10 protein-coding genes are annotated in these 12285 nt (G+C 45.1%); 8 read left to right on the top strand and 2 right to left on the bottom strand.

The features are described 5' to 3' along the window. Nucleotides 1-106: 106 nt before the first annotated feature. Together I2H74_RS15815 and I2H74_RS15810 are read left to right on the top strand one after the other, a co-directional pair. Entirely contained in the window at nt 107-685 is a 579-nt protein-coding gene (locus tag I2H74_RS15815) for a sigma-70 family RNA polymerase sigma factor (RefSeq protein WP_195575184.1), read from the top strand. Next, nucleotides 675-1664, top strand: coding sequence for a hypothetical protein (locus tag I2H74_RS15810; protein WP_195575183.1), 990 nt, complete (start codon nt 675-677; stop codon nt 1662-1664). The genes I2H74_RS15815 and I2H74_RS15810 overlap by 11 nt, the downstream gene beginning before the upstream one ends. 161 nt (nt 1665-1825) lie before the next feature. Here I2H74_RS15810 and I2H74_RS15805 read toward each other — a convergent pair whose 3' ends face one another. Then, nucleotides 1826-3340 (bottom strand): FAD-dependent oxidoreductase, encoded by a 1515-nt coding sequence (locus I2H74_RS15805; protein WP_195575274.1) that lies wholly within the window; start codon nt 3338-3340, stop codon nt 1826-1828. Nucleotides 3341-3765: 425 nt separating this feature from the next. On the opposite strand from I2H74_RS15805, the gene I2H74_RS15800 reads away from it, so the two are divergent. Further along, complete coding sequence (locus I2H74_RS15800; RefSeq protein WP_195575273.1) at nt 3766-4965, top strand: MFS transporter; 1200 nt, start codon at nt 3766-3768, stop codon at nt 4963-4965. Nucleotides 4966-5104: 139 nt separating this feature from the next. On the opposite strand, the gene I2H74_RS15795 is transcribed toward I2H74_RS15800, so the two are convergent. Next, nucleotides 5105-6292 carry a Ger(x)C family spore germination protein gene (locus tag I2H74_RS15795; RefSeq protein ID WP_195575182.1) on the bottom strand — a complete coding sequence of 396 codons (1188 nt, stop codon included), beginning with the start codon at nt 6290-6292 and terminating at the stop codon, nt 5105-5107. A 264-nt stretch (nt 6293-6556) separates the two neighbouring features. Between I2H74_RS15795 and I2H74_RS15790 the strand changes: the two genes are divergently transcribed. The 5 genes from I2H74_RS15790 (at nt 6557) to I2H74_RS15770 (ending at nt 12271) form a co-directional block, all read left to right on the top strand. Then, the gene (locus I2H74_RS15790) at nt 6557-8035 is read left to right on the top strand and encodes a protein adenylyltransferase SelO (protein WP_195575181.1); all 1479 of its coding nucleotides are present in this window, start codon (nt 6557-6559) and stop codon (nt 8033-8035) included. Nucleotides 8036-8510: 475 nt separating this feature from the next. Next, the gene (locus I2H74_RS15785; RefSeq protein ID WP_195575180.1) at nt 8511-9350 is read left to right on the top strand and encodes an alpha/beta fold hydrolase; all 840 of its coding nucleotides are present in this window, start codon (nt 8511-8513) and stop codon (nt 9348-9350) included. Beyond that, a complete protein-coding gene (locus I2H74_RS15780; RefSeq protein ID WP_195575179.1) occupies nt 9343-10320 on the top strand; it encodes a diguanylate cyclase in 978 nt (325 codons plus the stop codon). Before I2H74_RS15785 ends, I2H74_RS15780 begins: the two co-directional genes overlap by 8 nt. 122 nt (nt 10321-10442) lie before the next feature. Next, nucleotides 10443-11114, top strand: a complete 672-nt coding sequence (locus I2H74_RS15775; protein WP_195575178.1) for a YdeI/OmpD-associated family protein — start codon at nt 10443-10445, stop codon at nt 11112-11114. 128 nt (nt 11115-11242) lie between these two features. Then, on the top strand, nt 11243-12271 hold the full coding sequence (locus I2H74_RS15770) for a helix-turn-helix transcriptional regulator (protein WP_195575177.1): 1029 nt from the start codon (nt 11243-11245) through the stop codon (nt 12269-12271). Nucleotides 12272-12285: the final 14 nt, after the last annotated feature.

Genomic DNA, 12285 nt, shown 5'->3' with positions numbered 1-12285 from the left:
AAATATTTCGTGTTTATACCTGCAAAGGTTTATTTTACATCTGCAGTGAACCTTATATTGAATCAGAGCCAATATCTCATGTAACACCTGAATGGAGGCCGGCTACATGAAGGATATCAATATCGTTCCCTTAATCATCCGGATGAGAGAAGGGGATACAGAAGCGTTTCAGGAGCTTTATCATGCAACAAAGGACTATACCTATCGATTGATTTACTTTCTAGCAACCAATAAGCAGGATACTGCAGACATCATGAGCGAGGTGTACTTAGAGCTGTTCCGTGTGTGGGAGAAATACGATCCAGAGCAGCCCTTCCATGCATGGCTGAACGGTATTATCGTTCGCCAGGTACGCAATTGGAAGAGAGGAATATGGCGCAAATTCCGGCTGTTGGAACGTGTGAAATCGCACAGCGGTGAAGAGAGCAGCATTTGCTTGGAAGGACAGTTTGATGCGATCTATGCACAAATGGAAGTACTGCCTGCTGTTGAGCAGCTCTCGCTAAAGCTGAAGGAGGTCATCGTGCTTCGGTATATGCATGATTACAGCCTTCAGGAGATCGCGAGCATGTTAAATATCCCGATAGGAACGGTAAAATCACGTCACCATTTGGCGCTAAAGCAGCTGCGCCGTTATGTAGGCGAACAGATCGAAGAAAGGGGAGAAACCTCCTATGTCCATTGAAAACAAACTGAAGCAGGAATATCAGACAGCTTCCGATTCAGTGCAATGTCCTCCCTCGATGGACGTCTACATGACGGCCATGCTTGCAAGCCAAGGGACGAAATGGAGAGAGGGAAAGCCTGTGAAAGGTAAACGAGTATTCACCGCACGAAAGATGGTAGCTGCCGTATGTATTGCAGCCGTATTGTCCGGCTTTGGTTATGCAACACAGAAGTTCTTATTTGCAACGGATTCGGGTATGGTTCGTTCTGAGGTGTGGACGGATACTAGCTTTCATCTTCCAGAAGCATTGAAGTCCGATATCCACACAACACTGTCGTCTGTACAAGGACAATTGAATGAGGGACAGAGTGCTGTGATTTACATAGCCTCTCTAGAAAATGCTAAGATCCCAATGCTCAAGCAGCATCCATTGCTCAGTACTTCTAAACCAATAAAAGTAGCTCAGATGGAGGAATGGAAACAGCTATTGATTGCTGCTGATATCGCTCACACGTTACCGCTTCAATTAGAAGTCGGCTTTACCTTTGATTATGGCAAGAAGGAGCCCGCCTTTGGCGGCGATGTTAGCTCAGATAGCCTTCAGTTATTGGAGGTGCTACAAAAAGAAGCTAAGGATCAAGGGAAGCCTTATGCTTGGAGAATTCAAGAGTCGGACCCGAATCGTCCAATGGATTCGTATACAACTACTTACAGTAATTCAACCAACGACCACATTTATGTGCAGATCGATCACGCATTGGAAAAGGTGAAGATCAAGTCGGTATCTCCAGAAACCATTGCCCATGAACAGGTGCAAATGAATGATGTAGAAGCAAACTATGTGGAGAATGATCAGTACTTATTCAGTGATACGGGTCTATACAAGGAAGTATCATGGATGGCTGAAGATGATGAATCGGTCATGATACGAGTCAGCACGGATTCGCTTAACATTACGAAAGAGCAGCTCATTCAGGCTGCGGAATCCTTGAAGTAAGTTTGTATTGATCTGCTTAATAGCATGAAAGAAGCCTGCTCCTTTTCATTCGAGCAGGCTTCTTTTTTATATAGCAAATGGAAATACATGCAAACACACTTGATGAATATTCTTGAATACTCATTTCCCCACTTTCATGCAATGATGCCCAGCCTGTGAAGTTAGGAAGACGTTAGCTTCGGCAATGGTCTTTTGGCCGGCCCTTCAAGCACTTCGCCATCATAGGAGAATCGAGAGCCGTGACAAGGACAATCCCAGCTGCGCTCACCATGATTCCATTCGACCTCACAACCCATATGGGTGCATGTTGTATCCACAATATGAAGCATACCCTTGTCATCCCGATAGGCGCCCGCTCGCTTGCCATTCACCGTAACGACTGAACCCTCATCATTCTCCAAATCCTCAGGCGTCTTACGGACGAACTCAAGCTTACCTTCGATAAGGTGCTTCGCAACATCCACATTTTGTACGAGAAAGGTCTTAATATCGGGATCAGCATGGAACCTCGAAGGGGAGTAAAGCTCTTGGTAGGGATTTTCTTTCCCACGAATAAGATCAGACAGCAGCAAAGCAGCCGCCGTTCCGTTGCTCATTCCCCATTTTCGGTAACCGGTTGCCACATACATATTAGGTTTGTCTGAGGTCATATGCCCGACGTATGGAACCTTGTCCAACGTCACGAGATCCTGTGTCGACCAGCGGTAGGAGAACTCGTTGATGCCAAACGTTTGATTGGCGAACGTCTCTAGTGCCTCATAATGCTTGATCGTGCATATGCCTTGACCCGTCTTATGGCTTTCGCCACTGATAATCAGAAGTTCTTCCCCTGTGCTGAGAGGCGTGCTTCTCACGGAACGCTTCGGATCTTCTGCACTAATATACATGCCGCCTAAATAGTGTTTGTCGCTCTTCACACCAATAACGTAGGAGCGTTCAGAATGCAATCTCGCAAAGTAGAGACTCATTCCATCATGGAAGGGGAAGTGAGAACAGGAGACGACCTGCTGGCAGGTTACACGATGATTATCTTTGGTAACGATAACCGGCTTGTCACCTTCCTCTACCGTATTCACGGTTGTCTGTTCATAAATCTTGCCACCGTGTTGAACAAATAATTGAACGAGCTTATTCAAATATTTGAGCGGATGAAACTGAGCCTGTTTTTTCATCACAATGGCGCCTTTTATTGGGATAGGCAGAGCGATTTGTTCCACCCATTCACCGTTTATGCCAAGTGTCCTATAAGCTTCCAGCTCCTTCTCGAGCTTAGGGATTGAAGTTTCCTGATCCGTATAAATATAGGCATCCTGTTCACTTAGGTCACAGTCTATCTCATGCTCTTCAACCATACGCTTAATGAATTGCAGCGCTTCATCATTCGCCTTATAGTAAAGCCTTGCTTTTTCTTCACCAAAGTGGCTGATCAGTTCATCATAGATGATATCATGCTGAGCAGTAATCTTCGCGGTAGTGTGGCCGGTCGTACCATTCAGAAGCTCTCCAGCTTCAAGCAATACAACGTTAAGTCCTTCTTTTGCCAATAGGTAGGCTGTTGTGATCCCTGATATTCCACCACCCACTATTCCTATCTCAGCTTCAATATCGTTAGACAGCTTGGGGAAAGAGGGGAGGCTTATCGAGTCTCGCCAATACGATTCAGGCAATTCAGGCATAGACTTCGATACTTTAGGTTCCTTCTCCGACAATGCAGCTTCCTCCTTAGGTTAATCGTTTTGTTCTATTCATTTCCTTACAAGCAAAGGTTTAATCAATGACGTGCAACGAAGTGAATAGAATGAAACTGCCATCGTGATAAAAGGGAGGCCAAAGCTCTTCATCTGTGGACTCTGCAGCTAAAACAATCAAATCTTTTATATTGACTTTCTGGCCCATTCAACCTAATATTCAAGCAGTATAAAGCCCCATATTGCTTGTTCATTCTGGTATCGATAACATAACTTAGAGTACTAGCATTTTATCAATCAACGGGAGCTGCAGCTAAACGAAAGCTTTGCTAACTACTAAAGAGTAGCGCTAATATAGGTTCTGGGGGGATTGAGTGGAAAAGCGTTTAAAAAAAGTGAATAAAGTGTATGCGATGCAGCTGGCAACCATATTTCTAGGATTCGTCGTATTTGGCCTATCAGAAAATATAAAAGGGCCAGCCATACCGAGAATTCAGTTTGATTTCATGCTGAATGAGTCCCAGCTAGGCACACTGCTATCACTTAATGCACTAGGATACCTCATAGCTTGTTCGTTCACAAATTACCTTACAAGAATATGGGGGATCAAAGTCGTAAGCATCACCGCTTTTGGTTCTATGATGCTTTCTGGTGTATTGATTTATTTTTCGCGCAGCTACCCGATGTTCTCAGCCTCATACTTTCTGATGTATATCGGCAATGGCATGCTGGAAATTGCATTGGCTATCTTAGGGGCACGCATCTTCGTCAAAAATACAGGAACGATGATGAACCTCACGCATGGTTTTTATGGACTTAGCTCAACTATAGCACCGTTAATTGCAACGGGACTCATGTCCATCACCGTATTTGGACATACGCTGGATTGGAGAGGCATGTATCTTGTCATGTTGTCTTTGTCTATATTGCCGATTCTAATCGCGATGCGAAGTTCCTTTCCAGGTGATGATGTCCCGCATGAGGACCGTATTCCTTTGAAAAAACTGATGCGTGATCCCGTTCTGTGGTTCATGGTACTCATCCTCTCGTTTGGCGTTGTATCTGAATTAGCAGTAGGGGGCTGGCTTGTTAATTTCCTTGAAAAAGCTTACGGGTGGGACACCGTGAAAGCTTCAGGCATGCTGTCGATCTTCTTCTTATGCTTTGCACTAGCCCGACTGCTTCTGGGACCTCTTACCGATAAGATAGGGTTTACGTTCTCTCTGTTCATCTTCTCAGGATCGTCAGCGATATGCACGTTTCTGGCAATAGTGGGAGGAGAGCGTCTAGCGTTCCTATTTGCTGCAGCAGGCATCGGCATCGCCATGATTTATCCAACCGTGATGGCTTTTATTGCTAAAAGATATCCACATGGCAGCGATACAGCCATCACTTTTACCGTAACGTTAATGGGAATCGGCAGTGTTATAGGCAATTACCTCATCGGCGGGGTTATTGAAGTGGTTAAGCTGCTGTTCGGTGCAGAGACCGAAATTGGATTGCTTCGAGGCCTCCAAGCAGGATATGGATTTATTGGACTATGCGCAGCCATTGCTGCACTTTTTAGTTTTATACTATACCGAATGTTGAAGAAGCGACATGAACTGATCTAAGATGTTTAATAGGATTATGATTTGCTAATAGATAGCACTGAAAGAGCCGTAATGATTACGGCTTTTTTTGATGGACCATGAACATAACACGATGCGCTTGAGCAAAAAAAAGAGGAGCTTATTCGCCATGCCTCGCATGTTAGTTGCCTTGATTATTCAATTCAATATTGCGAATAAGCGAATTGGTTCTTAATCCTAATCGTTGGATTCGTACCGTCAGCTGAAGATCATGCTGAAGCTCTGGAAAGCCCTTGTCGGACCAATCCTTCTGCCAGTGGCGCCACAGCCCTGGTTCATATTGATGAACGACATCGCCAAAACCGAAGATATCACAATGAAGGGCCTGCAGCTTTGTAATGGCTTGGTTGACTTCTGCACGAATGGCGTCTTCTGTTAGCTTCTCTAACTCTAGAATGACGAATGGATCGAGAATATCAATATTCGTCTCAACCTCTCCAATGTTCGCATCTACTTCGATGTGAATCTGCATTTTAGGCTTGCCTTGTTGACTGATTGCCTTTACATTTGCTTTGGTACGGATTGGTTCTATACCAACGCTGTTTTTTTGTCCATTAACATCTAGACTTACTAATGTTGATCGGACCTTATCTAACACCCACATAACGCCTCGACTTGATTGCGAATCAAGCCAATGAACGAGCTTGCCCTCTTGAAATACACCTAAGCTGTCTAATACCACTATCGGAGCTTGAGGTGTTTGGACGATTTCAAATCCGTTAACCATTGCATTGCGTCCAGATGAAGTAAGCGTGCGAATGACCTGATACAATCGGGTGTCGGGGTTTTCTCCTAACAAGTTCTGCGAAAATTTTGTCAAGCGCTTCACTTTCATTGCGCTAATACGATCAATGATGGCTTTATTGCGCAATAATTTTTCTGCACTAATCCCTTTTGTAAGAATGATTGAAGCAGAGCTTCGAATCTCTGAATCTCGCTCTATACCATCCAGCATGTTATACAGACCTTCCTTTCTGGCGAGATCCTCGCTGATCGCAACCAGGATGGTATGACCATAGTGCAGCTGCCGTGAGATCATTTTGCTTATTTTTCGTGAGGCTTGAAATACGTTGTCCCCTTCGGCTGAATAGGTGACTGTGTCCAAAGAAGTTGGACCTTTCGAAAAAGTTCCGCCTGCAGAGTTGCTGGGGTTAACGACTTGCACGGATACACGATATCTATTTGTGCTGCCAAGATCTACTCCCAGTGCGGTAACAAATCCTGTTTCATTAAGCTCTCTGAGATCATAGCAACCAGTAACGAAGGGGAAAAGGATGATCAGTAGCAATATTTGGATCGATAACTTCATCGCAAATTTCTCCCTTCTTACTTGGTCGTTATTTCATATGACTCATGACATATTCGACAGAAATTCTTAAATCGTAATTATAATTCCCTTCCATTATTTGTTTGAATCCTCTATATTATGCGATGGAGGATCAGGGCTCGATATGCATCAAATTTAATGAAATAATGATCCATCAAGATCTGGATGCAGGTATAATAAATAAACGGAAGCAAACCCTAAAAGTGGATTTCTACTGAATATAAACGTCAAGAATAAGGAGATAAAATGAAAGAGATCAATGCAATAGAAGAAGCTGGGTGGAACTTCGATAATAGCTATAGTCGGCTGCCGGACTCCTTTTACACGAAACTCCAACCTGCACCTGTACGCTCCCCTCATTTGGTCATTGTCAATGAAGCAGTAGCGGAATGGTTAGGCTTAAGCCTGCAGCAGCTCCAATCGAGTGAAGGGGTTGAAGTCCTAGCTGGCAATCGGATCCCAGAGGGGGCTGAGCCTCTTGCTCAAGCTTACGCAGGGCATCAATTTGGGCATTTTACGATGCTTGGCGACGGAAGGGCTTGTTTATTAGGCGAGCAGATCACACCAAAAGGTGAACGGTTCGATATTCAGCTAAAAGGCTCAGGAAGAACGCCTTATTCTCGAGGAGGAGATGGACGAGCAGCACTAGGACCCATGCTTCGGGAGTATATCGTTAGCGAAGCGATGCATGCGCTTGGGATCCCTACGACTCGCAGCCTTGCTGTTGCACGGACTGGTGAGACGATTATCCGCGAGACTGAGCTTCCAGGCGCTATTCTCACACGCATCGCTTCGAGTCACATCCGTGTGGGTACTTTTCAATATGCTGCCGGCATAGGAAAGCCCAGTGATCTTAAGGCCTTAGCCGACTATACGATTAAAAGACATTTTCCAGAGGCCGCCGAGCATGAGAACTGCTATCTTGCTTTACTTCAAGAAGTGATTAAGCGCCAGGCCGCGCTTATAGCGAAGTGGCAGCTTGTCGGCTTCATCCATGGGGTCATGAATACAGACAATATGGCTTTAAGTGGGGATACCATTGATTATGGACCTTGCGCCTTCATGGATGCCTATGATCCAGAGACCGTATTCAGCTCTATTGATCGATATGGTCGTTATGCCTACGTAAATCAACCGAGTATTGGGGCATGGAATCTTGCCAGATTAGCGGAAGCTTTGCTGCCGCTGCTGCATGACAATGAGGAGGAAGCGATAAGGCTTGCTGAAGAGGCGATAGGAGATTACTTCGAGTTGTACAACCAGAATTGGCTGACAGGCATGAGAGCTAAGCTTGGTCTTATCGATGAGGATGCCGAAGATCAGGCACTGATCAATCAACTGCTGTCCTTGATGGAGGAACATGGTGCAGATTACACGAATACATTCCGGGCCCTAACATTAGGCAAGTTAGAGAGTAGTACGAATTTATTCCACTCGGAAGCATTCGCCGAATGGAAAAGGCATTGGGAGCAAAGAAGATCGAGAGAATCTCAAACGTTAGAAGCTTCTAAGGCTCTTATGATGAACAGCAATCCTGCGATTATCCCTCGCAATCACCGTGTTGAAGAGGCGTTGGACGCTGCTGTCACGAGAGAGGACTACAGCATCATGAAGAAGCTGCTCAATGTGCTGTCTAGACCTTATGCATACGCTCCAGAACAGGATGAATATACTGCACTTCCGCCGCAATGCGATGCTCCTTATCAAACGTTTTGCGGGACGTGAGGTCTCATGATGCCCTACGAACCGATGAGAATCACAAAGGAAACAATCATTTTTCTTACTAATAGCTTGAGAACATCAAATCTATAGATTACGATATCGTCTCTAGATTCAACTAGAGCCGAGGTTCGAAAAGCGATCCAGCAATTAGCCTGAAGCAGCAGACATGCTCAGAATCAATCCAAGAGGAGCTGAAGACTGAGGGATATACGCAAAAGAACGTGGAGGAAGGAATATCCACATTAAGAGCAGCGATTGAGCGTTTCAAAGCAATCACACAATGATGAAATACGTACGAAGACCGTTTCTGACGAAAGTGGAAACGGTCTTTTTCTTAGGATCGTCCATACGTAAGGTCGGTTTCCATCCAGCAATCCATATCCGTAGATTTCATTTAGGAGATGCCACAATGTTCTTGAAATTTAAAGGATACGCCTTCAAAATAAAGAGAATGGAAAATATAGAGGAGATAATGTAGATGAATCTTGTATCTGCCCGCAATCGAGTAAACATAAGTGGAAGAGGGGACCAGACGATTGTATTTGCCCATGGATTTGGCTGCGACCAAAGCATGTGGAGATACATAGCCCCTGCATTTGAGGAAAAGTATCGAGTGGTTCTGTTCGATTATGTTGGCTCTGGCGAATCCGATCTTCATGCGTATGACCCGAAGAAGTATCATACGCTGAGAGGGTATGCCCAAGATGTGATCGATATTATCGAAGCATTCGGACTCCATAATGTCATATTTGTCGGCCATTCAGTAAGCTCGATGATTGGCATGCTCGCTTCCATTGAGCAGCCGGAATATTTTGATAAGCTTATTATGATCGGCCCTTCGCCTTGTTACTTAAATGATGGCGATTACAAGGGCGGCTTCGAGAAGAGCGATATTGACGAGCTGCTTGAAATGATGGAAATGAACTTTGCAGGCTGGGCGAGCATGATGGCCCCATTAGCCATGAACAACCTCGAGCATCCAAAGCTAACGAAGGAGCTGGAGCGGAGTTTTATTTCGTCCGACCCTGTCATTGCTAGGCAATTTGCAGAGGTTACCTTCTATTCTGATCATCGATCAGATCTGGCTCAATCGAATCTCCCTACCTTGATTATGCAGTGCTCTGATGATAGCATCGTGCCGCTAGAGGTTGGGCAGTATCTGCATCAGCATCTGAAGCATAGCTCGTTTCAGCTAATGGAGGCGAAAGGGCATTATCCGCATATCAGCCATCCAGAAGAAACGATACGATTGATCGAGAATTATTTGCACCAACATGAAGGAACAACTCGAAAGGATAGGATATTGAATCATGGATGACCGACTGAATTATGCACCCTGCGGTTTCATATCCATCTCACATGAAGGTATGATTCTAGAGGTGAATCATACGTTTGGAGACCAAATGGGGTATAACAAGTCCGAATTAATAGGCAAGCATATTGAATCCTTAATGTCGATTGCCAATAAGCTCATCTTTCATTCTTATTTTTATCCATTTATCAATCTGAACGGCCATGTGGATGAGCTGTTTATCAGCTTGAAGAATAAGCAAGGGGAGCCTATTCCGTATTTACTTAATGGCAGGCGGCTTGATAAGGATGGGCTCGAGATCATGGATTGTATTTTGATGCAAATGGGCAAGCGCATTCATTATGAGCAAGAGCTTCGAATGACGAAAAAGCACACGGAAGAGGCTTACATTGAGAAGGATCAGGCGCTGGAAAAGCTTAAGCACATCTATCAGGAAATTGAAAGCAAGCAAGCGGAGCTCATCGAGATGAATTCGCTGCTAGTTGAATTATCCAGCACAGACAAGCTAACCGGCATAAAGAACAGAAGATACTTTCAAGAGAAGTTGGATGAGCTTATTCGCTGCTGTCATGATGGGGAGCAGTCATTCTCTTTGCTTATCGTCGATATCGATCATTTTAAAAGAATCAATGACAAGTATGGACATCAGACGGGTGATGACGTATTAGCTCAATTAGCAAGTATTCTCTCGGATCATTCCCGAGAATTGAATATTCCGGCCAGATATGGCGGTGAAGAGTTTGTTATGATCCTTCCCGGACAAGAACTCACTGAAGCCAAGAAGACGGCGGAACTGCTGCGCGAAGCGGTGGCTGATTATGCGTGGGAGATTGGCAATTTAACAGTAAGCATAGGGGCTGCCACGTTCACACAGGACGACACGAGCACGTCTCTGTTAAAGCATGCGGACCAAGCTCTATATGTGTCGAAGGAAAACGGGCGAAATCAAGTGACCCATTACGATGAGATGAAATGAAGAGTGATCCAACCCGTTAGAGGATACATCCGTTAGGCGTGCTTGTTTTTATATTGTGCTCGATTTCGATTATAATAAGTATACCAGAGCTAACAACAATACAAGTAAGGGATGGCACACCATTGTCTAAAACAATCGTTGAGAAATTAAACTTATCCAAATACAATCAAAAGACAGTCTTGAATCAGCCTGAGGGCACAACCTATTTTGATGGGCTAACCGACTACGATACTTCACTTGAGAAGAAAGCATATGATCTTATCTTCGCTTTTGTGCTTGATATGGAATCGCTGAAGAATCTGCTAAATCGAGTTATTAAAGACGGGCTTCTTCAAAAGAACGGATATCTGTTCGCTGCCTATCCGAAGAAAGGCAACAAAGTTTACGATACTTATATTCATCGTGACGATCTATTCCCTAGTCTTGGCAGTGATGAAGACGGATATATTGGGACAAGCACTATCAAGTTCGCTCGCATGGTTGGATTAGATGACGTGTTTACAGTCGTAGGATTCAAGGAGGATGCGAAGGGGAAGGGGCAAGCATCCACAGCCTCAAGCCAATGTGTCGATGATTATGTTGACCTTATTCCAAGCATTGAGAAGGACTTGGAGGATACACCTGAGCTTCTTGCCATCTATCAGGCGCTAACGCCAGGGTATCGCAAGGATTGGGCGCGCTATGTATATAGCGCCAAGCAGGAGGCAACGCAAGCGAAACGCAGAGAGGAAATGAAGATGATCCTTAAGGCCGGCTACAAGAGTCGCGACCTATATCGAAGAGATCAGGCATAAGCCCCTTCATATTGATGGTTACACAGCACGACATAACATGCTGGATGAGCATACAACAGATGAAGCCGTGAGGTTCGCAAGCCTTACGGTTTTTCTTTATTTAAATTTCTTTCCTAGATGGATGTTTAATGGTGACATACAAGCTGTCACCGAGTTTATGCTATCCTAACATTCGAGCCAGTGCTTTGAAAGGAGGACGCCTTCGTGAGGCGAATGGATTGATTGCAATTGTCATCGCGCTGCAGCAGAAGCAGCAATCCGCTCAAATGCTTGCGGACAAATTTGAGGTATCCAAGCGTACGATCCTGCGAGACATGCAGGCCCTTTCCGAGATGGGCATTCCTCTGTATGCCGAAGCGGGACCAGCAGGGGGCTACCGATTAACAGAAGGATATACCTTGCCGCCGCTGCAGTTGGATGTACAGGAGACACTAACGGTACTCGTCGCGCTGCGTGCGCTAACATCGTATGCGGATACTCCCTTCAACCAGGAACGTTGGACGGTTATCGATAAAATCCGTGAGAGCTTGCCTCAAGAAAGCCTGCAGCAGGTTGAACCGTTACTTGAACTGATGCATGTGGAGGTGCCTCAGCGCTCTTTCAAGGCACCGCTGCTTAATAAGCTGCTTGCTTATTGCTCAAGAGACGTGTGGATGAGGGCTTATTATCGATCCGAGCGGCATCAGCGGTGGCTGCTTTTGAAGCCGAAGAAAGTATTTGCTGAGCATGGCTTTTGGTATTGCGAAGCCTATTCGGATACACATGGGGAACTGCGAACGTTCCGAGCGGATCGATTTGACGAGCTGCAGGATGCCGATCCAGGAGCTGAACATGACTTTGCTAAGCAGGACAATACGAAGAAGGATAAACCCACGAATCACACGATCCGAATTCGAGCCACTTTAACCTATAGGGGCATGCTGTTGGTGGAGCAGGATCCTCATATTGGTGAAAGGATAACCGAACGGGAAGAGGATCTGTGGGAGGTTGATTTTCAATGTCCGATCTCGGAGTGGCAATGGGCGACAAGATTCTTTTTTACCCTCGGAAAAGATGCACATGTGCTTGAACCAGAGTCCTTGCGAACGGAGATCTACGCGAAAGCCTTGGAATTATGCAGTCAATATGCCGCAAAGGACATGCCTCAAACGACTTAATGATGATGAAAAGG

Origin of the sequence: Paenibacillus sp. 1001270B_150601_E10 (assembly GCF_015558675.1) — a bacterium.
Taxonomy (GTDB): domain Bacteria; phylum Bacillota; class Bacilli; order Paenibacillales; family Paenibacillaceae; genus Paenibacillus_B.
Note: the sequence above shows the minus strand (reverse complement) of the source record. Positions and strands in the feature narration are given on the sequence as shown.